At 75.5% G+C, this 23,248-nt stretch carries 21 protein-coding genes; 8 read left to right on the forward strand and 13 right to left on the reverse strand.

Annotated elements, in window-relative coordinates; translation table 11 throughout:
* Positions 1-17: 17 nt before the first annotated feature.
* From ABD160_RS12385 to ABD160_RS12405, 5 genes are all read right to left on the reverse strand, one after another.
* Entirely contained in the window at positions 18-554 is a 537-nt protein-coding gene (locus ABD160_RS12385; protein WP_344021676.1) for a 2'-5' RNA ligase family protein, read from the reverse strand.
* Entirely contained in the window at positions 547-1,698 is a 1,152-nt protein-coding gene (locus ABD160_RS12390) for a DNA polymerase III subunit delta' (RefSeq protein ID WP_344021678.1), read from the reverse strand. Before ABD160_RS12390 ends, ABD160_RS12385 begins: the two co-directional genes overlap by 8 nt.
* Positions 1,695-3,635, reverse strand: a complete 1,941-nt coding sequence (locus ABD160_RS12395; protein ID WP_344021681.1) for a bifunctional MFS transporter/dTMP kinase — start codon at positions 3,633-3,635, stop codon at positions 1,695-1,697. Before ABD160_RS12395 ends, ABD160_RS12390 begins: the two co-directional genes overlap by 4 nt.
* Positions 3,636-3,800: 165 nt before the next feature.
* Positions 3,801-4,760, reverse strand: a complete 960-nt coding sequence (locus ABD160_RS12400; RefSeq protein ID WP_344021683.1) for a hypothetical protein — start codon at positions 4,758-4,760, stop codon at positions 3,801-3,803.
* A 95-nt stretch (positions 4,761-4,855) separates the two neighbouring features.
* On the reverse strand, positions 4,856-7,297 hold the full coding sequence (locus tag ABD160_RS12405; protein ID WP_344021686.1) for a penicillin-binding protein: 2,442 nt from the start codon (positions 7,295-7,297) through the stop codon (positions 4,856-4,858).
* 164 nt (positions 7,298-7,461) lie between these two features.
* Between ABD160_RS12405 and ABD160_RS12410 the strand changes: the two genes are divergently transcribed.
* Complete coding sequence (locus tag ABD160_RS12410; protein ID WP_344021688.1) at positions 7,462-7,836, forward strand: WhiB family transcriptional regulator; 375 nt, start codon at positions 7,462-7,464, stop codon at positions 7,834-7,836.
* A gap of 23 nt (positions 7,837-7,859) precedes the next feature.
* The gene (locus ABD160_RS12415; RefSeq protein ID WP_344021689.1) at positions 7,860-8,555 is read left to right on the forward strand and encodes a class I SAM-dependent methyltransferase; all 696 of its coding nucleotides are present in this window, start codon (positions 7,860-7,862) and stop codon (positions 8,553-8,555) included.
* On the opposite strand, the gene ABD160_RS12420 is transcribed toward ABD160_RS12415, so the two are convergent.
* The 3 genes from ABD160_RS12420 to bagA form a co-directional block, all read right to left on the reverse strand.
* Entirely contained in the window at positions 8,556-10,271 is a 1,716-nt protein-coding gene (locus ABD160_RS12420; RefSeq protein ID WP_344021779.1) for a DUF5635 domain-containing protein, read from the reverse strand. It lies immediately after the preceding gene.
* Positions 10,272-10,410: 139 nt separating this feature from the next.
* Positions 10,411-11,556: an ArsA family ATPase gene (gene bagB, locus ABD160_RS12425; RefSeq protein WP_344021691.1), complete on the reverse strand. Its 1,146-nt coding sequence runs from the start codon at positions 11,554-11,556 to the stop codon at positions 10,411-10,413.
* On the reverse strand, positions 11,553-12,533 hold the full coding sequence (bagA, locus tag ABD160_RS12430) for an ATPase BagA (RefSeq protein WP_344021781.1): 981 nt from the start codon (positions 12,531-12,533) through the stop codon (positions 11,553-11,555). The genes bagB and bagA overlap by 4 nt, the downstream gene beginning before the upstream one ends.
* 236 nt (positions 12,534-12,769) lie before the next feature.
* On the opposite strand from bagA, the gene sp36 reads away from it, so the two are divergent.
* From sp36 to ABD160_RS12450, 4 genes are read left to right on the forward strand one after another with little or no spacing between them, the layout of a single operon-like run.
* A complete protein-coding gene (gene sp36, locus ABD160_RS12435; RefSeq protein WP_085914543.1) occupies positions 12,770-12,940 on the forward strand; it encodes a Sp36 family protein in 171 nt (56 codons plus the stop codon).
* Positions 12,937-13,392 carry a RidA family protein gene (locus ABD160_RS12440; RefSeq protein WP_344021695.1) on the forward strand — a complete coding sequence of 152 codons (456 nt, stop codon included), beginning with the start codon at positions 12,937-12,939 and terminating at the stop codon, positions 13,390-13,392. Before sp36 ends, ABD160_RS12440 begins: the two co-directional genes overlap by 4 nt.
* A 22-nt stretch (positions 13,393-13,414) precedes the next feature.
* Positions 13,415-13,987, forward strand: a complete 573-nt coding sequence (locus tag ABD160_RS12445) for a hypothetical protein (RefSeq protein ID WP_344021697.1) — start codon at positions 13,415-13,417, stop codon at positions 13,985-13,987.
* A 12-nt stretch (positions 13,988-13,999) separates the two neighbouring features.
* A complete protein-coding gene (locus ABD160_RS12450; RefSeq protein ID WP_344021699.1) occupies positions 14,000-17,485 on the forward strand; it encodes a hypothetical protein in 3,486 nt (1,161 codons plus the stop codon).
* Positions 17,486-17,495: 10 nt separating this feature from the next.
* On the opposite strand, the gene ABD160_RS12455 is transcribed toward ABD160_RS12450, so the two are convergent.
* Positions 17,496-18,380, reverse strand: coding sequence for a Gfo/Idh/MocA family protein (locus ABD160_RS12455; RefSeq protein ID WP_344021702.1), 885 nt, complete (start codon positions 18,378-18,380; stop codon positions 17,496-17,498).
* Between the two features lie 51 nt (positions 18,381-18,431).
* On the opposite strand from ABD160_RS12455, the gene ABD160_RS12460 reads away from it, so the two are divergent.
* Together ABD160_RS12460 and ABD160_RS12465 are read left to right on the forward strand one after the other, a co-directional pair.
* Positions 18,432-19,250 carry an NUDIX hydrolase gene (locus ABD160_RS12460; protein WP_344021704.1) on the forward strand — a complete coding sequence of 273 codons (819 nt, stop codon included), beginning with the start codon at positions 18,432-18,434 and terminating at the stop codon, positions 19,248-19,250.
* A 25-nt stretch (positions 19,251-19,275) separates the two neighbouring features.
* Positions 19,276-20,064, forward strand: a complete 789-nt coding sequence (locus ABD160_RS12465) for an MBL fold metallo-hydrolase (RefSeq protein ID WP_344021783.1) — start codon at positions 19,276-19,278, stop codon at positions 20,062-20,064.
* A gap of 3 nt (positions 20,065-20,067) precedes the next feature.
* On the opposite strand, the gene ABD160_RS12470 is transcribed toward ABD160_RS12465, so the two are convergent.
* The 4 genes from ABD160_RS12470 to ABD160_RS12485 form a co-directional block, all read right to left on the reverse strand.
* A complete protein-coding gene (locus ABD160_RS12470; RefSeq protein WP_344021706.1) occupies positions 20,068-20,772 on the reverse strand; it encodes an HD domain-containing protein in 705 nt (234 codons plus the stop codon).
* Complete coding sequence (locus tag ABD160_RS12475; protein ID WP_344021708.1) at positions 20,769-22,028, reverse strand: MFS transporter; 1,260 nt, start codon at positions 22,026-22,028, stop codon at positions 20,769-20,771. Before ABD160_RS12475 ends, ABD160_RS12470 begins: the two co-directional genes overlap by 4 nt.
* A 42-nt stretch (positions 22,029-22,070) precedes the next feature.
* Positions 22,071-22,745, reverse strand: a complete 675-nt coding sequence (locus ABD160_RS12480) for a Crp/Fnr family transcriptional regulator (protein ID WP_344021710.1) — start codon at positions 22,743-22,745, stop codon at positions 22,071-22,073.
* 163 nt (positions 22,746-22,908) lie between these two features.
* Positions 22,909-23,157 carry a hypothetical protein gene (locus ABD160_RS12485; protein WP_344021712.1) on the reverse strand — a complete coding sequence of 83 codons (249 nt, stop codon included), beginning with the start codon at positions 23,155-23,157 and terminating at the stop codon, positions 22,909-22,911.
* Between the last annotated feature and the right edge of the window lie 91 nt (positions 23,158-23,248).

A 23,248-nucleotide genomic window follows, 5' to 3' on the forward strand; every position in this document is an offset into this window, starting at 1 on the left:
CTCCCGCGCAGCCCCCGTCACCCGGCGCCCCCGGCGTCCGGTACCGGTCCGCCGGCGAACGGGAACCGCGGACCGGCCTCCCACGGCCCGCCGTCGTAGCGCCACAGCGCCAGCCCGGTCACCGTCGCGTCCCACGGCGTGAAGCCCGCGGTGAGCGACGCGTGCAGTGCCCGGGCCCGCTCCGGGGTCACCTTGTTCTGCACGGTCACGTGCAGGTCGGACTTGCCGGCGTCCTGCCCGGTCAGGTGCTCGTGCCAGCGGGCGGCGAGGGACCGGCGCAGGGCGAGCAGCTCCGGCGAGTCCAGTGTGTACGCGACGCCGCGGCCGAGCGAGCGGATCCCGGACACCCGCGCGGTCATCGGTGCCCGCTCGGTGGCGACCGTGACGTCGGCGACCACATCGGACAGCGTCGGTGCGGGCAGCGCGTGGAACAGGGTGAGGTGCGCCCCGACCAGCAGGCGCTCGGGCGGGAAGTGCCGGGTGCGGAGCCCGTCGAGGTGGAGCCGGGTGGGCTCGTCGAGCAGGGCGGTGAGGATCAGCGGCCGGTCATCCACGGTGCAGCGCGGTCATCATCGCCTCGACCGCGATCCGCGGCTTGACGTTCTGTTCGAGCGCCTCCCGGCAGGCCAGCACCGCCTCCAGCCTGCGCAGCGACGACTCCGCCCCCCACTCGGCCGCGGCGAGCCGCACCTCGCGGTCCCGGTCCGGGTTGGTCAGTGCGACCTGCGCGCCGCACGCCACGACGATCGTGTCCCGGTAGAAACCGGCCAGGTCGACCAGCGCCCGGTCCAGGGCGTCGCGCTGGGTGCGGGTGGCGCGGCTCTTCTGCCGTTTCTCCAGGTCGCGCTCGGCCGCCTTCGCCGACCGGGCGGCCGCGGCGGCGCCCTTGCCGGTCCCGCCGGCACCCATGGCGACGGCCAGCTCCTCACGCTCCGCGTCGTCCCGGGAGGAGCGCAGCTCCTCGGCCTCGCCCTCCGCGGAGCGGATCAGCACCTCGGTGTGGAAGAACGCGTCACCGAGCCGGCGCAGCTTCGTCGGCACACCGAGGATCTCCTCCCGCCGGGCGCGGGCCTGGGCGTCGCGGGCCAGCCGGCGGGCCCGGCCGACGTGCCCCCCGCACACCGACGCGGCCCACTGCGCCTGCTCGGGATCGATCCCGTCGCGGTCGCGCAGCACTCCGGCGACGGCCTCCGGGGACGGGCTGCGCAGGTGCACCAGCCGGCAGCGGGAGCGGATGGTGACCGGGACGTCGTCCGGATGGTCGGACGGTGCGCACAGCAGGAACACCGTCTCCGGCGCCGGTTCCTCGACCGCCTTGAGCAGCGCGTTCGACGCGCCCTCGGTGAGCCGGTCGGCGTCGGCGATGATCACGATCTGCCAGCGCCCGGTGGCCGGCCTGCGGGCCGCGAGCTGCACCAGCGAGCGCATCTCGGCGACCGAGATCGACAGACCCTCGGGGACGATCTCGCGCACGTCGGAGTGCGTACCGGCCAGCACGGTCCGGCAGGCCGCGCACTCGCCGCAGCCCTGGTACGGGCACTGCAGCGCGGCCGCGAACGCCCGCGCCGCGTTCGAGCGGCCGGATCCGGGGGGTCCGGTGAACAGCCAGGCATGGGTCATCGCGGAGGGATCGGACGCGGCACCGCCCAGCTCGGCGACGGCGGCGGGCTGCCCGACGACGTCGGCCCAGACGCTCACGACGCCCCCTCCGGCGCCACGACGACGCCGGGTGCGGCCGGCAGCAGCGGCAGCACACCGTCGCCGACCCGGGCGGCGACCTCGTCGGGGTCGCCGTCGGCGTCGACGACGACGTGCCGGCCCGGCTCGGGGGCCAGCGCCCGGGCCAGCAGCCGCTGCACCCGGGCGTGCTCGATCCCGGCCACCCCGGGCTCCGTGCGGGACTGCGGCGCCCGGTCGAGCAGCACCGTCAGGTCGGGACGCAGGCCGCCGGTCGCCCACCGGGCGAGGCTCTCCAGCTCGCCGTCGTCCGGCCCGGTGCCGGTCTGCTCGGCGGCGACCCCGAACCGGGCGAGCGGGCCGGCCACGAACCGGTCCACGACGACGACGGCGCCGGCGGCGAGCGACGGCCGCACCACGCGTTCCACCAGGTCGGCCCGGACCGCGGCGGCGGCGAGTGCCCGCGCGCGCAGCCCCTCGAGATCGGCCGGACCGCCGGCGCGCTCCTGGTGACCGGGTTCGACGACGTCGTACCCCAGCCGGCGCAGCGTGCCCGCGAGCCGGCCGGCCTGGTCGACGGTGTCCTGCGGCGTCGCGCCCTCGACCGCGATCAGGACGCCGGCGCCGGTCCGTCGCTCGCCGGAGCGCAGCGCCGAGACCAGGTCCCTGACCAGCGGCTCGAACCCGCGGTCGTCCATCTGCCGGTAGGCGATGGTGCCGACCACGGCGGCGACGAGGCCGCCGCCCGCCAGCACGAACCGGGTGCCGTCGACCAGGAACTCGGTCCCGCCGATCGTGATCGGCCGGGTCGCGACGAGGCCGACGACGATCGGCACCAGCGACATCGAGCCGAGCAGCACCAGCCGCACCAGCGACTGGACGAAGGCGTTGATCCGGCCGCGGATCCCGTCCGCGACCTGGGTGCCGATGATCGTGAGGCCGGTGAGGAACGCGATCCCGGCGAAGGCGCCGACGAACATCACCGCGGCGATCGCCATGAACAGGTGCACGGCCACCGCGACGACGACGAGCGACAGCCCGGCCGCGACGATCGCGGTGCCGAACAGCCGGTTGTGCGGCAGCCGCTGGGCCAGCCGCGGGCCGATCCCCATCCCGATCGCCAGTCCGGCGAAGACGGACCCGAACAGCACCGAGTAGGCGGCGTCGCCGCCGCCGAGGCTGGACGCGTAGAGCTTGGCGGTGGCGATCACCGCGCCGCCCGCGGTGAAGGCGCCGACGATGCCGATGACCAGGCCGCGCACCAGCGGGGTGTCGATCACGAACCGGAAGCCGTCACGGAGCAGGAACAGCATCGACGGCGGCGCCTGCCTGCGGTCCGCGGCGCCCGGCCGCCCGGACACCTCGGGGATCCGGAAGAACACGACCAGCGCGGAGATCAGGAAGGCGAACGAGTTGACGAACAGCGCGATGTGGACGGCCGTCGCCGGGTCGGCGTCGATCAGCGGGGCGAGCTTGCTGACCAGCGCGAACAGCCCGGCGCCCGCGAGCACCGCGACGCCGTAGGTGACGACCAGGCCGAGCTGGGCGGCGGCCTCCATCTGGTCCGGTCGGCGCAGCAGGTTGGGGACCGCCGCGTCCTTCGCCGGGATCCAGAACATGGTGCACAGCTCGATCAGCAGGGTGACCACGAGCAGCCACCACAGCGACCCGACGAACGGGATCGAGATCAGCAGTCCGAACTTCAGCAGGTCGCAGGTGACCATCACCTTGCGCCGGTCGAACCGGTCGGCCAGCACCCCGGCCAGCGGCCCGAACAGCAGCGACGGGATCAGCTTCGTCGCGACGACACCGCCCAGCGCGAAGCTCTGCGCGGTGTAACCGGCGCCCGCGGTGAGATGGGTGGCCAGCGAGGTGAGCGCCAGCAGCGACATCCACTCGCCGGTCGAGGTGAGCGCGGTGACCGACCACAGCCTGCGGAACGCGGGGATGGCCAGCACCGACGACACCCGGTGCGCGGTGGAGGCGGGCTGCGGCGACGCGGACGTGACGATCGCGGCTCACCTCCTCACGGATCGCGACCGTGCGGACGGCGGCAGTCGGGGACCGTCCGGATCACCAGCGTAGTCGGGGGGTCCGACGGTCCGCGGACGGCGCCGGGCCCCTCAGAAGATGGCCGACAGCGTCTGGATGATGATCACCAGGTAGATCGCCACGAAGACCAGCGTGAAGGCGCGCGCGCCGTTGCGGCCCCGGGTCAGCCGGGAGAAGCCGATCAGGCCCGGCTCCAGGTCCACCGGGGGGCGCGCCGACACCGCGGGCGGCCGGTAGATCAGCCCGTTCGGTTCGGCGGCGGCCCGCGGACGACGGGGTGCGGGCAGCTCGCGGGCCGGGCCCGCGGGGGCCCGGCGGGGTGCGGGCAGCTCGGGGGGCCCGGGGTCCGGGGTGCGCGGCCCGGGGACCGTCCCGGTGCGGGACGCGCGCGGGGGGCCCGGCGGACGGGTTCCGGTCCGGGTCGCCGGCGGGGTGGGCTCGGTGCCGGTGCCGGTGCCGGGCACCGGAGCAGGGTCGGCCACGGGGGTGGCCTCGGCCGGCTCGACATCAGCAGCCGGGTCGGCAGCGTCAGCACCGTCGGCCACATCGGCACCGTCGGCACCGTCAGCACCGTCGGCACCGCCGGTCGGCTCGGCAGCACCGGCTGGGTCGGCAGCGTCGGCGCAGTCAGCACCGTCGGCCACATCGGCACGGCCGGTCGGCTCGGCAGCAACAGCCGGGTCCGCAGCGTCGGCACCGTCCACCGGGCCGGCGGCGTCGACCTGGTCGGCGGCGTCGACCGGGTCGGCACCATCGGCCGGCTCAGCAGCGTCGGAGGGCCCGGGCGTGTCCACATCCCCGGCCCGGCCGCCCCCGGCCGGCAGATCGGTGCGGTCGGCGGGACCGGGCCTGTCGGCCGGGTCCGGGGCCTCCATCGGGCCGCTGCCGGGCCCGGGACCGGCCGCCGCACCCCCGGCCCGCTCCGCGGCGAGCCGCGCCGCCTCACGCTCGGCGACCAGCCGCGCCACGCCCCAGCGTCCGTCGTCGACGGGGGCCGGCGCGGTGCGCCTGCTCCTCCACCGCACGGCCATGCCCGCATGCTAGGCCGTGACCAGGTCCGATGCCTCGTCGCGAAGCGGTATGCCGCCGACGCCCGCCCGACCGGGTGACGGGCGGGACCCGGTGGTCAGCCGCCCTCGGGCGGTTCGCCGCCGTTCTCACCGGGCGGGGGACCGCCGTCGCCCTGGTCGCCCTGCGGCGGTCCGCCCTCCCCGGGCGGCGGGCCGTCGCCCTCCGGCGGGGGCGTCCCCTCCGGCGGCCCCGGCGGTGGCGGCGGGGCCGGCACCGTGCCGCTGCTGACCTGCAGGGTCACCTGCTCGCCCGGCAGCGCCGCACCGCGCGGCTCCTGCCCGACGACGGTGCCCTCCGGGGCCCGGTTGTCCACCGTGCGGGTCGTCACCTGCCAGCCCGCGCCCTCCAGCTCGGCACGGGCGGCACCCACCGAGCGACCGACGACGTCCGGGATCCGGGACTCGGCGCCGCCGTCGAGGTAGCGCGGATCGGCCGGCGGGAGCGGGGTCGGCGGCGTGTCCGCCAGCAGCGGCGACACCGCGCCGTACCAGGTCCGGGCCGGCGTCTTCCCGCCGAAGATGTTCCCGTTGCTGCAGGCGAACGGGCCGTTGCCGCCGTCGCACAGCGGTCGCGGGGAGTTCGAGTTGTCGAACGTGATGACCGCGCCGGACATCTCCGGCACCGCCCCGAGGAACGCCGCCGACTTGTTCTGCTGGGTGGTCCCCGTCTTGCCTGCCATCGGCCGCGTCCAGCCCGCCGCCCGCGCCGCCGCCGCCGACGTGCCGGAGATGTCGTCCTTGCTCATCCCGTGCACCATCGTGTTGGCCAGGCCCGGCTCGACGGCCTGCTGGCAGGGCTCCTCGGTGATCGGGACGTCCTCGCCGTTCGCGTCGGTGATCGAGTCGATCGGCGACGGCGGGCACCACATGCCCTCGGAGAACAGCGTCGCACCGACGTTCGCGAGCTCCAGCACGCTGGTCGGCGTGACCCCGAGGGTGAACGACGCCAGCTTCTGCTCCTTGATCACCTCGGCGATCGACCGGTCGGTCCGGCGACCGGAGCCCGGATCGACGAACGGCGTCGTCGCCAGGGACTTCATGCCCAGCCGGACCGCCATGTCGACGACGTCCGGGACGCCGGTGAACTCCTCCAGCTTGATGAAGGCGGTGTTCGGCGACTGGGCGAGCGCGTCGGTCAGGCTCATCCGCGGCGGGAGGCCCTCGCTGGCGTTGCGGACCGGGATCGGGCGGCCGCCGCCGTCGGTGTAGATCGGGGACGCGTAGCCGGACGGCGGGACCTGCATCGAGTAGTTGATGCCCAGGCCCTTCTCCAGCGCGGTCGCCGCGGTGAAGACCTTGTACGTCGAGCCGGCGCCCAGGTTCACCGGCTGGTACGGCAGGCCGTAGCTGGTCTCCTCGGCGTCCGCGTTCAGCCCGAACGTGCGGCTCGAGCCCATCGCCAGCACCCGGTGCTTGTCCTTGCCCGGCTGCACCAGCGACATCACGTTCGCGACGTTCGGCGTGTCCGGCGCGACCTCGCGGTCCAGCGCGGCCTTGACCTCCTGCATCGCCCGCCGGTCCAGCGTCGTGCGGACCGTGTAGCCGCCGCGCAGGATCTGCTCCTCGGTGAAGCCCGCCTCGGTCAGGTACTGCACGACGTACTTGCAGAAGAAGCCGGTGTCGCCCGCGCCGATGCAGCCGTTCGGCACCCGGACCAGCGGGTTCGCGATGCCGATCGGGGCCGCCATGGCCTGCTCCGCCTGCGCGTCGTCGATCATCCCCTGGCCGCGCATCTGGTCGATGACCACGTTGCGCCGCTGGGTGGCGGTCTCCGGGTGCCGGGCGGGGTCGTAGCGCGTCGTCGACTGGACCATCCCGGCGAGCAGCGCGGCCTGCGGGACCGTCAGCCGGTCCGGCGTGGTGTTGAAGTACGTCCGGGCCGCGGCCGCCACGCCGTAGGAGCCGTTGCCGTAGAACACCATGTTCAGGTAGCGGTTGAGGATCTCGTCCTTGCTGAGCTGGCGTTCCAGCTGCAGCGCGACCCGCGCCTCCTTGAGCTTGCGCGCGGCGGTCTGCTCGGTCGCCTTCAACCGCTCGGCCTCGGTCCGGGCCTCGACGTAGAGCATGTAGTTCTTGACGTACTGCTGGGTCAGCGTCGACGCACCCTGCACGACGTTGCCGGAGGTCGAGTTCGCGACGACCGCACGCAGCGTGCCCTGCCAGTCCACGCCGTCGTGCTCGTAGAACCGGCGGTCCTCGATCGCGAGCGTCGCGGCCTTCATCGCGGGCGAGATCTGCTCGTTGGTGACCTCGGTCCGGTTCTGGTCGAACAGGTAGGCGATCGGGCGCCCGTCGGAGTCGGTCAGCGTCGTCGTCCGCGGGACAGGGTTGTTCACCAGGTCCACCGAGCTGGACGTGACGCTGTCGCCGGCATCGTTCGACAGCACCCCGAGCCCACCGGCCAGCGGGAACGCCATCCCCGCCGTCACCACGCCGAGCAGGACGCACAGGCCCGCGAGCACGCCGATCGGGCGGAGCAGGCGCCGGGGGAACCTCACGGCGCAAGAGTACGGGCCGGAAGGTCAGAAGCCCGTCAGGTCCGGGTCCCCCGGGTTGCGTAGTTTTGCGCGCTGCCCGGACCCGCCCGCGCTCCCGAGAATCGACGGTGCCGCAACGCGGGCCCGCTGGGAGGCCCGCCCGGACCACCGAGGGGCCCGCCGCCATGACCGAGCACAACGTCACCCCGATCGACTCGCGCCGCACCGGGCGCGCCCGGCTGCGCCCGGCCGGGCTGCGGCCGTCGGGCACGGTCTGGAACTGGCGGGCCGCCGCCCGGTGCCGCACCGCCGACGCCGACGACCTGTTCGTCACCGGCGCCCGCCAGCGGGAGGCCCGCGAGTTCTGCTTCGCCTGCCCGGTCCGCACCGAGTGCCTGGCGCACGCGCTCGACCAGCAGGTCGAGTTCGGCGTCTGGGGCGGGATGACCGAGCGGGAGCGGCGCGCGCTGCTGCGCCGCCGTCCGGACGTCGACGACTGGGCCGACCTGCTCGGGCAGGCCCGCAGCGACCACTACGCCGGTCGGCCGCGCGGCGCGTAGCGCCGCTCGTTACGTTCGGCCCCGTGCAGACCACCGACTGGACGGGGTTCCTGTCCGGCCTCTACCGGACCCACGCCGACGACCTGGCCGCCGTGATCGCACAGCAGCGGGCGTTCCTGGCGGACTCGCCGACGGTGGTCCCGCAGCTCGACGACGTCGAGGCCGAGCTCACCTACCTGCTGCTCCGCCACCACCGGCCGTCGCACGTGGTGGAGATCGGGACCTTCCACGGCTGGTCCACCACCTGGATCCTGTCCGCGCTGCGCGACAACGACCACGGCCGGCTGCACTCGTTCGACCTGGTCGACCACGTGCGGCGGAACGTGCCCGCCGGGCTCGCCGGGCAGCGCTGGACGTTCCACCACGGCGATCTGCGGGACACCGTCGACGAGGTCCCGGCGGACACCGGCTACCTGTTCGTCGACGCCGACCACGGACGCCGGTTCGCCCGCTGGTACCTGGCGAACCTGTTCCCGCGGATCCGGTCCGGCACCCCGACGAGCGTGCACGACGTGTTCCACCTGCCGTGGGCCCGGCCGTTCACCGAGGGCGCCGAGGTGCTCCGGCTGCTGAGGGCCCGCTCGGTCCCGTGGTTCACCGCGGCCCGCCCGGCCGCCCGGGAGAACCTGCGGGCGCTGGACGCGGTGCGGGCCGAGCTCGGGATCACCGGGGCCCGGGGGGCCACCCGCAACCCGATGATCTTCTTCGCGATGCCCTGATCATCCCGGCGCGACGACGAAGTGGGCGTTCCGGCCCCGCTCGTCCCCACGCACGAGCATGCCGTCGACCACCAGCCGCTCCAACTGCGAGCGGGCACCGTTGGTCGTCAGCCCGGTCAGACGCGCGTAGTCCCCCGAGGTCAGGCGGTCGTGCGAGGCGAACCACGCTCGCACGACGGGGCGCGGATCGTCCGGCTTCCGGTAGCCGAGGATCCCCCGGGCCCTGAGATCGTCGGCACGACCGGCCCGCTCGACGACGGCGATGGCCTCCTTCGAGAGGATCCATCCTTCCTTGAACCGCACGACCAGCGGCTCGCCCACGATCCGGCACTCGGCCGCCGTCTCCAACGCCTCTGCCGCCTCGGCGGGAGTTCGCTGGAGAGTGGGCGCCAGGCCCGCCGCCGTCGCGATCGGCCTACGGAGCAGGTGGTCGATGATCAGAGCGATACGGACGTCCTGTCGCCTGATCGGTGGGTCGATGTGCGTGGTCAGCGCCATGACCGGCACCACGGGCTCCCCGCCGACCAGGCGGAGCCGGATCCGGGGTCCGGCCTCCTCCACGATGAGTGGTGGCCGGTGGCCGAGAACCACCATCTCGCGGTACATCCGATCGACCCCGAGACCCTGTTTCTCCACGAGGTCGAGAGCACGGAACAGGTCCGCCAGGGCCGGATGCCGTGCGTGCCGCGCGGTCAGCACGGTGTCGGAGGTGACGCCGCCGGTGAATCCGCCGGGGCTGAGTATTTGAAGTGCCGAGTCGGCCTGGACCCACGTGATCGAAACCGGCTCGGGGGAGTGCCAGTCACGGTGGGCCAGCCCGTTGACCACCGCTTCACGCACCGCGTCCGGAGGCAGCCGCCGGACACCCGGGCGGGCGAAACCGGATGTCAGCGTGATCTCCGTGTTCACGGCCTCGAGACGGTCCTCCGCCCAGGCGAGCTGCTCGAGAACACTCCACCCACTGAGGTCGGACGGGCTGAGCAGGACGTCGCCGCCCTCGACCTCGATGACGGACACCGAGAGGTGGGTGCGGTCCGCGGCGCAGAACAACAGTGCGCCGGCCTGCGTCAGACGGTCGTCGGGCCGAAGTGCACCCAGGCGGCGCAGCAGATCGGAGATCGGCGCGGACGCCAGCTCGTCGTGCCCCCGGCCGGCCAGGTACCGCCTGGCTACGAGAACCGCCCCGGGAGTCGCATCCACCACGGTCCGGTCCGTGGCCACCGCCATGCTGTCGAACCCACGGCGTTCCTGCCGGTGCAACCACCACTCGGCACGATCGACCGGGGCGCAGTGCGATCCGACCCGCCACCGGAGACGTCCACCCGTGTCCTCCACGGGCTCGTCCGCTCCCGCGACGTAGACGACGAGGAGCCGGGCGCCGCTGACCTTCTCGACCTCGATGGCCGGGGCGATGTCCACCCGGGTGTAGATGGCGTGCCGTAGCCAGTCGGTTTCGAGCTCGGTGCCGAGCAGGTCCCCGGACCTGTTCTCGACCCCGACGATCAGGGCGCCGCCCCCGGGGGTGTTCGCGAAACACGCGACCTCGTCCGCAAGGTGGTCGGCAGCCGCCGGGTTGACGCTCAGCGCGGGCAGGAGTGCGCCGCCGCGACCGCGCCGTCCGGCTTCCTCCTTGAGGTCGACCTGCTGACGCTCGACGTCGTCGGGCAGGACGCCTGCGCTCAGCTTGCCGAGGACCGTCCGTACCGCGTTCCGCAGACGAGCGCGCTCCTGGAGAAGGTCGGCCCCGGGATGAAAGGCAACACGATGCGCTCTCCACGTCCGCTGTGTGCTTTTAGTGGCCTTCTAAACTACAACACCAGCGGCGCAGCTCCGTTGTGGAGTGCCGTCTCGCGGCTCAGCTCCCGGTCGCGACGGCCCCCGGCTCGGCGTCCCCGGCCAGCAGCGCCCCGACCTTCCGCAGCCCGTCCAGGTCGGCGATGTCCCCGGCCAGCGCCGGCACCCGCGCCACCGCCACCGACGGATGCGCCGCGGAGAACCGGGTGAGCAGGTGCTCCTCGCGCTCGTGCAGGTCCACCCGGTCGGCGTGCAGGCGCAGCACGGCCGCCGCGATCTGCGATCCGGGCCCGCCGACCTGCTCGGCCGCCGCCCGGGCCCGGGCCGCCGAGACCGGGGCCAGCACCGGATGCGTCCGGTTCAGCACCAGCCCGGCCAGCGGCATGTCCTCCGAGGTCAGCCGGTCGGTGAAGTACGCGGCCTCGCGCAGCGCGTCCGGCTCCGGCGCGGCGACGACGAGGAACGCGGTCCCCGGCGAGCGCAGCAGCGCGTAGGTCTTCTCGGCCCGCTCGGCGAAACCGCCGAACAGGGTGTCGAAGGCCTGCACGAAGGACGACGCGTCCTGCAGCATCTGGCCGCCGATGATCGTCCCGACGGCCTTCGCGAACAGCCCGAACCCGGCCTCCACGATCCGGCGCAGCCCCCGCCCGCCGGCCCGGGCCGGCGCGGCCAGGAGCTTGATCATCCGGCCGTCGAGGAACCGGGACATCCGCTGCGGGGCGTCCAGGAAGTCCAGCGCCGACCGGGACGGCGGGGTGTCGACGACGACCAGGTCCCAGGTCCCGGCGGCGACGAGCTGGCCCAGCTTCTCCATCGCCATGTACTCCTGCGTCCCGGAGAACGACGAGGAGATGACCTGGTAGAACGGGTTCTCGATGATCTTCTCGGCGCGCTCGGGCGGCGCGTGGCCCTGCACCATCTCGTCGAAGGTGCGGCGCATGTCCAGCATCATCGCCGCCAGGTCGCCGCGGGCCCTGGCGACCGGCGCCGGGTCGTTGGACAGCTCGGACAGGCCGAGCGCCTGGGCCAGCCGGCGCGCCGGGTCGATCGTCAGCACGACGACCTGACGGCCCCGTTCGGCGGCCCGCAGCGCGAGCGCCGCCGAGGTGGTCGTCTTGCCGACCCCGCCGGAGCCGCAGCAGACGACCACCCTGGTCCCCGGGTCGTCGATCAGCGCGTCGACGTCCAGGACGTCCGCCTCGTTCATCGCCGGGCCTCCAGGTGCACACCCTGCGCGGTCATCGACTCCGCCAGCTCGTAGAGCGCCCCCAGGTCGACGCCGCCGAGCACGGCGGGCAGCGTCAGGCGGGGCAGCGGCGGATCGGGTTCGGTGTCCAGCCGGCGCAGCGCGGCGGTCTCCCCGGCGACGGCGACGGCGTGTTCCACCGTCTCGGCGACCAGGCCGTCGATCTCGTCCGGCGCCAGCTCGATCCCGGCGCTCTGCAGGCCGCCCGCGATCCGGCCGGCGTCGACCCGGCCGCCGGCGGCCGCGGTCAGCGACCGGTCCGGCAGCCACTGCTCACGCATCCGGTTGACGACGACGGTGCCGACCGGGATCTCGGCCCGGTCCAGCTCCGCGACGGCGTCGAGGGTCTCGCTGACCGGCAGGTCGGAGAGCAGCGTGACCAGGTGCACCGCGGTCAGCGGCGAGTGGATCAGCTGGTTGACGCCCTCGGCCTGGCCGTGGATCGGGCCGACCTTCGCCAGGTCGGCCATCGCCTTGGTGACGTCGAGGAAGGTGACCAGCCGGCCGGTGGGCGGGGCGTCGAGCACGACGGCGTCGTAGGCGGGCCTGCCGTCGGCCTCGGTGCGGGTGACGCACTCCTTGGCCTTGCCGGTGAGCAGCACGTCGCGCAGGCCGGGGGCCAGGGTGGTGGCGAACTCGATCGCGCCCATCCGGCGCAGCGTCCGGCCGGCCATGCCGAGCCGGTAGAACATCTCGAAGTACTCCAGCAGCGCGGCCTCGGTGTCGACGGCGAGCGCGCGGACCTCGCCGCCGCCGGGCGCGACCGCGATCCGCCGCTCCTCGTAGGGCAGCGGCGCGGTGTCGAACACCTGCGCGATGCCCTGCCGGTTCTCCACCTCGACGAGCAGCACCCGCCTGCCGCCGGTGGCCAGCGCCAGCGCGAGCGCCGCGGCCACCGTGGTCTTCCCGGTGCCGCCCTTGCCGGACACGACGTGCAGCCGCGCCCGCGCGAGACCGGCGGGCCAGGCCCCGGGTGGTCCGGTGCCGGTCGCGCTGTCTCCGCTGTCGTCCCCTCGGCCGGGGTGGACGGTCGTCGTCACACGTTCACCGTACGGAGACCGCCCGCGGGCGGCGCGTCGACGAGGCGGGGCCCACACGGACGCCCGTCGCAGTCAGACCGCCATCCGCCGCGGGAGTGCGGCCCGCCCCCGGACGCCCGGGTTAGAGTCCGGCCATGAGCTCCCCGGCTGTGAAATGGGAATACCTGACCGCCCCGCTGCTGATCCACAACACCAAGGCGATCCTGGACAACTTCGGGCAGGACGGCTGGGAGCTGGTCACCGTCACCGCCGGTGCGAACGCCGAGCAGCTCGTCGCGTTCTTCAAGCGCCCGGTCCAGCAGTGAGCGCACTCGCCCGCCTGCAGGAGCTGGGCCTGTCCCTGCCCCCGGTCGCGACGCCGGCCGGCGCCTACATCCCGGCCCGGCGCACCGGGAACCTGGTGTTCACGGCCGGGCAGGTCCCGTTCGTCGACGGCAAGGTCGCCGCGACCGGCAAGGTCGGCGCCGGTGTGACCGCCGAGGACGCGTACGGCCTGGCCCGGATCTGCACGCTGAACGCGCTGGCCGCGATCGACGGCCTGGTCGGCCTGGACGCCGTCACCGGCGTGGTCAAGGTCGTCGGGTTCGTGGCGTCCGATCCGTCCTTCACCGGGCAGCCCGGTGTGATCAACGGCGCGTCGGACCTGCTGGGCGAGGTGTTCGGCGAGGCCGGGGCACACGCCCGCTCGGCGGTCGGGGTGGCCGTCCTCCCGCTGGACGTGCCGGTCGAGGTCGAGCTGACCGTCGAGGTCGGCTGAGCGGAACCGGCGGGACGAGCACATGGGCACAGCGGAGCGCACGACGACGGCCGGGCACGAGCTGCTGCTGCAGCTGGCCGGCCGGGTTCCGGACGAGCTGCTGTGGCGGATGCGGAACTGGCTCGCCGGCGGCGACTCGAACGCGCTGAGCGCGACCCTGCCGCGGACCCTGCTGCGGCACCGGATCGGGATCACCGACGACGAACGGGCGCTGCTCGCCGCGGTCGTCGTCCCGGGTTCGCCGTCACGGCGCCTGGTCGACGCGGTCCTGCCCGGCTCGGCCGGGCCCCCTCCGGCGTTCGGGCCGGGGGCGGCGGATCTCGCCGCGTGGTCGGCCATGTCGGTCGTGTCCTCGGCGGACGGCGGCGAGCTGCTCATCGCCGCCCGGGACGACGGCGCGCGGCTCCTGCTGGTCCGCGGCGCGGAGCGGCCGGTCGAGCTGACCGCCACCCTGCAGCGCCTGCTGCGGGTGCACGGCGAGCACGTGCCACGGGTGGAGGTGTGGGTCGACGACGATCCGCCGACCGCCTACCACCGGGCGGCGTGCGCCGCCGCCGTCTCGCTGTGGAGCAGGTCGCCGGTGCCCACCGGCTGACAAGGAGGCCCCATGTCCGACCCCACGTACCGGCTGTTGCTGGAGCTGGCCGGCCGGGTGGACGACGACCTGCTCGCCACCGGGCGGGAGCTCGTCGCCTTCGGTGAGGAGGGCCACGCGCTGGAACTGCTGGTGGCCGAGCTGGTCGCCGGTCGTGTCGTGCTGCCGCCGTCGGTGCGGCTCGACCTGATCGCGGAGGCCGCGGCCCGCCGGGTCCAGCCGGACGCCGACCGCTGCCTGCCCCGCGGGGATCCGGCCTCCGTCGCCGAGCTGCCGCACCGCTTCACCGGGACCGGCGCCGGGGCCGTCACGGACGCCGAGGCCGTTGCCGACGCGCTCGCCGGCGTCCCCGCCCCGGACGGTGGCTGGCGGCTGGCCTGGCGGACCACCCCGGCCGGTTCCGCACCGGGCCCGCTGCCGCACCCGCTGCTGCTGGCCCGCACCGGGGGCGGCGGCTCCGCCGAGGTGCTGACCTACCAGGCGCAGACCGCCCTGCGCCGGGCCGGGCTGGCCGTGTCGGTCGAGGTGCTCGGCGACGACGACGAGGACACCGCCTACCACCGTGCCGCCCGGGCCGCCGGCGTGCCGCTGCCGGTCGGTGCCGGGCCGGTTCCTGCGCACGACGACCGGGAGCACGATCCGCTCGGCATCGGCGGGTCCGGCGGGCCTCCCCGCGACGAGCGGCCGGGCGGCGACGGGTGGGAACCGCGCTCCCGGTTCGCCGCGGCCGCTCCCGGCACACCGGACGACGGCGTCCCGGACGCCCGCGCCGGGAGCGACCGGCCCGATCCCGGGTCCGCCGAGGACCGGCCGGTGCCCCGTCCCGGGCGCTACGGGTCCCCGGGCGGGTCGTCCGCGCGTTCCGCAGCGGGTGAGCCGTTCGCGCCCTCCGGGTCCGCCGGGCCGGGCGAGTCCGGCGGGGCCACCGGGCCCGGCGCGTCCACCGGGCCGGCCGCTCCGGCCGAGCCGTCCGCTCCGGCCGGTGGTGCCGGCGTCTCCGGGAGTGCCGATTCGTCCGGGGATGCCGAGGCATTCGGGGCTCCCGGGGTCGCCGACGCATTCGGGGCTCCCGGGGTCGCCGAGGCCTTCGGGGCTCCCGGGGCTGCCGAGGCATTCGGGGGCCCCGGAGCAGGCGATCCGTCCGGAGCGGCCGGAGCAGGCGATCCGACCGCGACCGCCGAGGAGTTCGGGGCCGCCGGGTCCGCCGGTCGCACCGGTTCGTCCGGGTTAGCCGGGTCCGCCGGGTTCACCGGGCCGTTCGAGCCCTCCCGATCCGAGCGGCGCGCGGTGTCCGGACGGTCCGGACGCTTCGCGTCCCGCACGCCCTCCGAGCGGTTCGCGCCACCGGCCCCGGCGGAGAGCCAGGACCCGGCGCAGCCGTCCGAGCGGTCGATCCCGTCCGAGCCGGCGGACCGGCCGGAGACACCCGGCCGTTCGGGCCCGGCGAACCGGCCCGACACGGCGAACCGGCCCGACACAGCAGACCGGTCGAACACACTGGACCGGCCCGGCACAGCAGACCGAGCGCACACACTGGACCGGCCCGACACGGCGGACCGAGCGAACACACTGGACCGGCCCGACACGGCGGACCGGCCGGGCGTCCCGGATCTCCCCGGCACGGCGAACCCGTCCGACCGATCCGATCTCCCGGGCCCACCGCACAGCACGACCCGATCCGACCTGTCCGGTTCGCCGGACCGGCCGGACACGGCGGCCCGGCCGGGCGTCCCGGGCGTCCCCGGCAGGGCGAACCCGTCGGACCGATCCGATCTCCCGGGCCGGCCGCAGAGCACGACCCGGTCCGACCTGTCCGGTTCGCCGGACCGGCCGGACGCCTCGACCCGGCCGGGCCTCTCCGACCCGGCGGACCGTCAGGTCCGGCCGGAGCTCTCGACCCTGCCCGGCCACACGGGCCGGCCGGACCTCACGGCCCTGCCGGACCTTCCGGGTCGGCCGGAACTCTCGGCCCTGCCGGATCTCCCGGCCCGGCCGGATCTCCCGGGCCGGCCGGATCTCCCGGGCCGGCCGGAGCTGCCCGCCCGATCGGAGCTCCCCGGCCCCCCGGAGCTGGAGACCCGATCGGACCTCCGCGGCCCGCCGGAACTGCCCGCCCGATCGGACCTCCCCGGCCCGCCGGAGCGGACCGAACCGCCCGCGCCGTCGCCGACGCCCCCCGCACGATCCGGGCCGTCCGCGACGTCCGCGACGTCCGCGCAGCTCGCATCCGGCGGCCGGTCCCCGGCACCGACGCCGTCCGCACCGACCGGCGGGGCGGTCCCCCCGGCCGCGCCGGCCGATCAACGGGCCGACGAGCACCCGCCGGGTGACCTGCCCTCTAGCACCGGTGCGGGCCCGGCACCCGGCGCCGGGACCTTCGACGCGGGGCTGCCCGGCCCGGACGATCCGGTGACCGACCTGGACACACCGGCCGCGGCCGCCCATCCCGCGCCGCGCCCCTCACCCCCGATCCGCGCGCTGCGCGGGTCCGCCGCCGGGGACTGGTTCGAGTCCACCGATCCGGACGGACGACCGCGCGTCACCGGCGCCGGCCGCACCGATCGCAGCGGCGGCAGGTCCGGCGAGGGCACCGAGTCGCCATTCGGCGCGGACACCGGGGGCGCCCCCGGCGGGGAGTTCGGGGCAGCAGCCGATGCCGGGCACACGGCGCCCCCCGGCACGGAGCCCGGCGCCACCTCCGGCGCGGCGAATCCGGCCGCACCCGGCACGGATCCCCGCTCCACCGAACCGGCCACCCCGGAGGCCGGCCTGTCCGCCGTCGGCGGCACCGGCGGCCCGGACGACGCCCCCGCGCGCTCCGACGCCTGGATCGCGACCGGCAGCGTGATCGACCACCGGGAGCCGACCTTCTCCGAGCTCGGAACCATCCCGGACCACGCCGGCAACGGGCACGCGGCCCGCGGCCCCTCGCCCTATCCCGCGGGCCGGGCCCCGGACGCCCCGGCCGGCGGACCCGACCGGGCCGACGCCGACCCGTTGCGGGCCGTCCGGACCGGGACGCCGCCGGGCCCGCCAGCGGAGGAGGACGCCTGGCTGCGCGACTGGGCCTCCGGGGCCTGGACCGGCGACACCGGCACGGTCTCCGCGCCCCCGGACGGCGCCGGGACCCCGGACGGGCCGGGAACCGACGACCCGACCCCGGCGCCCGGCGTCCCCGTCGTGCGTGCGCCCACCCCGCCGCCCTCGCCCGGCCCGTCGGGTGGCCGGGCCCGCCGCCCCCGGCACATGCTCGTCGCCGACGACCCGGGCGGCCCGGGCAGTACCAGCGGTACGGAAGCGGCGCCGGCGCCCGCCGACCGCAACGGGATCCCGCGACCGTCGCCGCAGCCCCGGCCGCAGCCGGCGGGCAGCCTCGCCGACCGGCTCAGCCCGACCGAGCAGGATCTGCTGCAGCGCCTGCACGAGGAGCTCGCGGCCCGGGAGACCGGCGGCGAGCCGACCCCGCGGAACGGGACCGCCCGCACCGACCCGGCCTGATCCGGCCCGGTTACTGCCCGGCCGTCCGCCGCACCTCGTCGACGATGCGTTGCAGGTGCAGGGCCCGGCGGGCGTCCACCGGGAGCCGCGGGTCGCCCGCCGCGACCGCGTCGGCGAGATCGTCGAGCAGCCGGGCGTAGCAGGCCACCGGGTCGGCCGGGCGGGTGTCCAGCCGGTGCCGGCCGGCCGCGCCGACCACCGACACCTCGAACTCGGTGGGGTCGACCGGGATCCGCAGCGACAGGGTGAGCGAGCTGCGCGCCCCGCCGGCGTGCGCGAGCCCGATCCGCCACAGGTCCGGCTCGTCGCGGCGGGCCTGGTCGACGCCGGTCACCGGGCCGAGGGCGGCGTCCAGCAGGTCGATCAGGTGCGGGCCGACGTCGAGCAGCGCACCGTGCTCGGCCCGCCAGGCCGACGTCGCGAACGGGCCGCCGAGCAGCGCCCCGGACAGCCAGCGCGCGGTGCCGGTGCTGTCCGGGCCGTGCGGGCCGGCCGGCACGGCGTCCAGCCAGGACCGGATCGCCGGGTCGAAGCGCAGCGTCAGGACGGTCGCCGAGCACACCCCGGCGTCGTCGATCGCGGCGGCGACGCGCTCGGCGGCGGCCAGGTCCGCGGCCAGCGGCTTCTCCAGCACGACGTGCTTCCCGGCGGCCGCGGCCCGCGCCGCCAGCTCGCCCTGCACCTGCGGCGGGACCGCGAACGCGACGGCGTCGGCGGCGTCGAGCAGGTCGTCGAACCGGTCATGGACCGGACCGCCGCTGATCGCCGCGACCTCGGCCGCCATCGCCGGCCGGCGGGCCCACACCCCGGCCGCCGTCCAGCGCGGGTGGCCGGCGATCGCCGGCGCGTGCACCGAACGGGCCCAGGGCCCGGCACCGACCAGTCCGATCCGCATGCGGGCATTCTCACGGCCCGGCCGCCGCGACGATGACCTAGGGTCCCGGACATGGGCACCGCAGCTCCGAACCCGGCCCGGCCGCAGCCGGTCGAGCCGAGACCCGCCGCCACCGTGCTGCTCGTGCGGGACTCCCCGGAGCGCGGTGAGCTGCAGGTGTTCCTGCAGCGGCGGGTCACCGGGATGGCGTTCGCCGGCGGGATGACGGTGTTCCCGGGCGGCAGCGTGTCACCCGACGACGTGCCGGACCCGGCGCGCTGGCGCGGACCGGAACCGGCCCGGTTCGGCTCCCGGCTCGGCCAGCCCGAGCCGCTCGCCGCCGCGCTGGTGACGGCCGCGGTCCGCGAGACCTTCGAGGAGTGCGGGGTGCTGCTCGCGTCCCGGCGCGGTGCGGCCCCGGGCCCGGTCGCCGACGCCGCCGCCTGGCGCGCGGACCTGGAGGGGCGCCACGTCACGCTGCCCGCCCTGCTCGACCGGCACGACATGGAGCTGCGCGCCGATCTGCTCGTGCCCTGGTCCCGGTGGATCACCCCGGCGGTGAACCCGCGCCGCTACGACACCGCGTTCCTGGTCGCCCGGGTCCCCGACGGCCAGGACGCCGACGACGCGACCACCGAGGCGGTGGAGGCCCGCTGGTGGTCGCCCACCGACGCGCTCGCCGGGCACGCCGCCGGCGAGCTCTCACTGATGGCGCCGACCCTGCACACACTGCAGGACCTGGCCCGGCACACCAGCGCCGCCGCGGTGCTGCACGCCGCCGCCCGTCGCGACATCTCCCCGGTGACCCCGGAGATCCGGCGCGAGGGGCGGGTCGCGGTGATCACGCTGCCCGGGGACCCGGACTGGCGCTACGAGGAGACGACCGGATGAGCGAGCGGGGATGAGTGGGACCGAGATGAGCCACCCGCACTACGGCGCCCTGCGTGCGGTGCACCCGCTGGCCTCGGTGCTGCTGCAGCACAATCCCGGGCCGATGACGCTGGAGGGCACCAACACCTGGGTGGTGTCGGTCCCCGACTCGGGGGAGCGGATCGTCGTCGACCCCGGTGAGGACGACGGCACCCACCTGGAGGCGCTGGCCGACGGCGCCCCGGTCGCCGCGGCCGTGCTGACCCACCGCCATCACGACCACGCCGGTGGCATCGACCGGTTCGTCGCGCTCACCGGCGCGCCGGTGTACGCCGCCGATCCGTCGCTGGTGTCGGGCACCGCACCGCTCACCGACGGCACCGTGATCGCGGCCGCGGGCGTCGAGCTGACCGTGCTGGCGACGCCGGGCCACACCTCGGACTCGGTGTCGCTGCTGCTCACCGGGCCGGGTGCGGACGGTGCGGCGCTGCTCGCCGGGGACACCGTGCTCGGCCGCGGCACCACCGTCATCGCGCACCCGGACGGCGCGCTCGGCCCGTACCTGGACTCGCTGCGCCGGATCGCCGAGCTGCCGGCCGGCACGCCGGTGCTGCCCGGGCACGGCCCGGAGCTGCCGGACGCCGCCCGGATCGCGAACGACTACCTGGCGCACCGCGAGCAGCGGCTGGACCAGGTCCGCGCCGCGCTGGACGAGCTCGGCCCGGACGCGGCGCCGCGGGCCGTCGTCGAACTGGTCTACGCCGACGTCGACACCTCGCTGTGGGACGCCGCCGAGATGTCCGTCCGCGCCCAGCTGGACCACCTGCGCGGCTGAGCTTCACGGGGCGGGCGGCGCCGTCGCGTCGTCGCCGTGCGCGTCCACCCACTCGTCCCGGAAGCGGCGCAGGAACTCCTCCAGCGCGGCGTGCCTGCGCTCGCCCATCTCCCGCCCGGCCGCGGTCCGCAGCTCGCCGCGCAGCCGCAGCAGCTTCTCGTGGAAGTGCGCGACGACCGAGCCGGTGGGCCCGGGCCGGTAGCCCTCCGACGACGGCGGCGCGGCCGGATCCCACAGCGGCTCGCCGATGGCGCCGCCGTAGGCGAAGGCGCGGGCGATCCCGGTGGCGCCCATGGCGTCGAGCATGTCGGCGTCGTGCAGGCAGGCCGCGATCGCGGCGGCGGCCGGCCCGGGACCGGACGGCTGCGACGCGGCGGAGAACGTGTAGCGGCCGGTGGCCTCGACCGCGTCGAGCACCGGCTCCCACAGCGACTCGTCGATCTCGGCGCGGCGCAGCGCGGCCCGGGCGTCGTCCCGGCACTCGGCGGGTGCGACGACCCGGCCGAGCCGGGCCTCGGCGGCGCGGTGGTGGTCGTGCACGTAGGCGGCGACGGCGGCGACGAACCCGTCGAGACCCTCGCGGACCGCGAGCCGGGCCGCGAGCCCGGCGACCCGGTCCAGGTGACCGACGTCGTGCGCGACGTCGGCGCCGGCCAGATCGGCGGCCACCACCTCGCGCAGCCGGCGGAGCGCGCCCGCGCCGCTCACCGGGCGCTCCCGGCGGGCTCGCACTCCACGATCGGGGCCATCGTCGCCCGGCGGGTCCACAGCAGCACCGCGACCAGCGTCCCCAGCATCCCGCCCGCGGCGAAGCCGACCGGCCCGAACCGGTCGATCAGGACACCGGACACGGCCTGGCCGGCGGACACCCCGAGCACCGCCGCCGTCACCACCCAGTTGAACGCCTCGGTCGCCGAGTCGGCGGGCGCCGTGTGCTCGACCCCCAGCGAGTGGGCGGTGACCTGCGGCGTGATCAGCGCCCCGGCCGCCATCATGACCACGGCCAGCAGCACCAGCGAGCCGATCGGGGAGACCAGCCCCATCGCCGTCACCAGCAGCCCGAAGCCGCCGAGCAGCACCGGCAGCCGCAGCCCGAGCGACCGCGGCCGGGGGCGCAGTCCGTAGAGGACACCGGCCAGCACCGAGACCACCGACCAGGCGGACAGCAGGATCCCGCCCATCGCGGGCGAGCCGGCGGACGCGGTCGCCGCCAGCACGCCGACCTCCGCGGTCCCGGCGACCAGACCGAAGCCGAGCGCCGCCAGCGCGACCGTGCGCAGGCCGGGCCTGCGGATCACGCCGAGCAGCCCGGTGTCGCCGGCCGGTGCGCCGGAGGTCCGGGAGGCGCGGATCCGGGCCGAGCGCCGCCGCACCGCACGGGTCAGCGCGAACCAGGTCGTCCCGGTGATCTCGGCCAGCGCGGCGACCAGCAGCGCGGTGCCCGGCCACGGGGTGCCGACGGCGAGCAGCGCGGCGAGCGCGGGCCCGAGGATGAAGAAGGTCTCGAGGCTGATCGCCTCGTAGGTGTAGGCCGCCTCGCGGGTCCGGCCGGCCGGCACCAGGTCCGACCACAGCGCCCGCGACGAGCCCTCGATCGCCGGGGTGACGGAGCCGGTCACCAGCCCGGCGAGCAGCACCACCGGCAGCGCGGCGCGCAGCTCGATGCAGGTGACGATCCCGGCGACGGCGACCGCGTAGGCCGCGACGATCAGCAGCAGCGGGCGGCTCGGGCCGAGCCGGTCCAGCAGGCGTCCCTGGACGACGGTGCCGACCGCCGTCCCGACCAGCAGCGCGGCCGACACCGCACCGGCGATCGCGTAGGAACCCTCGATCTCGCGGACGTAGAGCAGGGTCGCGAGGCTGTGCATCGCGATCGGGAAGCGGCCGATCAGCGAGGCGCACACCGGCGCGGCCGCACCGGGCGCACCCAGTGCGGCCCGGTAGTCGGAGGGGGAGGCGGGCACGCCGCCCAGCATCACATGGACTGGGACAGGCGTACCAACGTGTTACCGCGCGCGGCGCGCGAGCCGCTCCGGCTCCAGGATCAGCACGCTCTTGCCCTCCAGCCGCAGCCAGCCGCGGTGCGCGAAGTCGGCGAGCGCCTTGTTCACGGTCTCCCGGGAGGCACCGACCAGCTGCGCGATCTCCTCCTGGGTGAGGTCGTGGGTCACCCGGAGCAGGCCGGACTCCTGCGACCCGAACTGGCGGGCGAGCTGCAGCAGCGACTTGGCGACCCGGCCGGGCACGTCGGTGAAGATCAGGTCGGCCAGCATGTTGTTGGTGCGGCGCAGCCGGCGGGCCAGCACGCGCAGCAGCTGCTCGGCGATCTCCGGCCGCTTCCCGATCCACTCGCGCAGCGCGGTGCGGTCCATCGTGTAGCAACGCACCTCGGTCACCGCCGTCGCCGACGACGTGCGCGGGCCCGGGTCGAAGATGGAGAGCTCGCCGAACATGTCGGACGGCCCGGCCACCATCAGCAGGTTCTCCCTGCCGTCCGGGGACTTGCGGCCGAGCTTCACCTTCCCGCCGGCCACGATGTAGAGGCGGTCACCGGGCTCACCCTCGGAGAAGATGACCTGCCCACGGGAGAACTCGGCGGACTCCAGCGCCTCGGTCAACGCCTCGGCGGCCTGGGGCTCAACCCCCTGGAAGATCCCGGCCCGGATCAGAACCTCATCCACTGCAATGCTCCTCGTTCACCGGCCGCGATCGTCACGGCGGGTCGTCGGCGCGTCAGTGTAGAGGCCTTCGCCACACACGTGCGCACCACTGACCCGATCGGACTCTCATCCGATCGGGCCTGTTGCGTGTACAGGGCGCGCCGCGGCCCCCGTTACGATCTTGTCACGCCGACGGAACCTGGCTGCGGCGAGTCCCCCGCCGGCGGCGGTTACGCAGCCGGAACAGCTCCAGGGCGCGGCTGGTGCCGGACCGGAACAGGGCCCGCACCTCGTCCGGACGCGGCTGTTCGAGCATCTCGTCCAGCTCGTCCTGCCGCACCGTGGACTCCCGCAGGCGGGACTCGACTCGTTCCATCCCGAGCGCGAAGAACATCACGAGCAGCGGGACGAGGACGCTCAACCAGGCAGTCATGGCGCCTCCGATCCTCTCGTACTGGTTCGCTCGCCGACGCTCCGGGGGTAGCCGGTCCGCCCGCTTCGTGACACGTTCGTGACCTCCGGTC

This window comes from Pseudonocardia kongjuensis (genome assembly GCF_039526905.1).
GTDB classification, from domain to species: Bacteria; Actinomycetota; Actinomycetes; order Mycobacteriales; family Pseudonocardiaceae; genus Pseudonocardia; species Pseudonocardia kongjuensis.

Coding starts and splice junctions, on each gene's coding strand:
- ABD160_RS12450 (WP_344021699.1), top strand. CDS start 14,000: ATGTCCGACCCCACGTACCGGCTGTTGCTGGAGCTGGCCGGCCGGGTG.
- ABD160_RS12485 (WP_344021712.1), bottom strand. CDS start 23,157: ATGACTGCCTGGTTGAGCGTCCTCGTCCCGCTGCTCGTGATGTTCTTC.
- ABD160_RS12445 (WP_344021697.1), top strand. CDS start 13,415: ATGGGCACAGCGGAGCGCACGACGACGGCCGGGCACGAGCTGCTGCTG.
- ABD160_RS12460 (WP_344021704.1), top strand. CDS start 18,432: ATGGGCACCGCAGCTCCGAACCCGGCCCGGCCGCAGCCGGTCGAGCCG.
- bagB (WP_344021691.1), bottom strand. CDS start 11,556: ATGAACGAGGCGGACGTCCTGGACGTCGACGCGCTGATCGACGACCCG.
- ABD160_RS12400 (WP_344021683.1), bottom strand. CDS start 4,760: ATGGCCGTGCGGTGGAGGAGCAGGCGCACCGCGCCGGCCCCCGTCGAC.
- ABD160_RS12410 (WP_344021688.1), top strand. CDS start 7,462: ATGACCGAGCACAACGTCACCCCGATCGACTCGCGCCGCACCGGGCGC.
- ABD160_RS12455 (WP_344021702.1), bottom strand. CDS start 18,380: ATGCGGATCGGACTGGTCGGTGCCGGGCCCTGGGCCCGTTCGGTGCAC.
- sp36 (WP_085914543.1), top strand. CDS start 12,770: ATGAGCTCCCCGGCTGTGAAATGGGAATACCTGACCGCCCCGCTGCTG.
- ABD160_RS12465 (WP_344021783.1), top strand. CDS start 19,276: ATGAGCCACCCGCACTACGGCGCCCTGCGTGCGGTGCACCCGCTGGCC.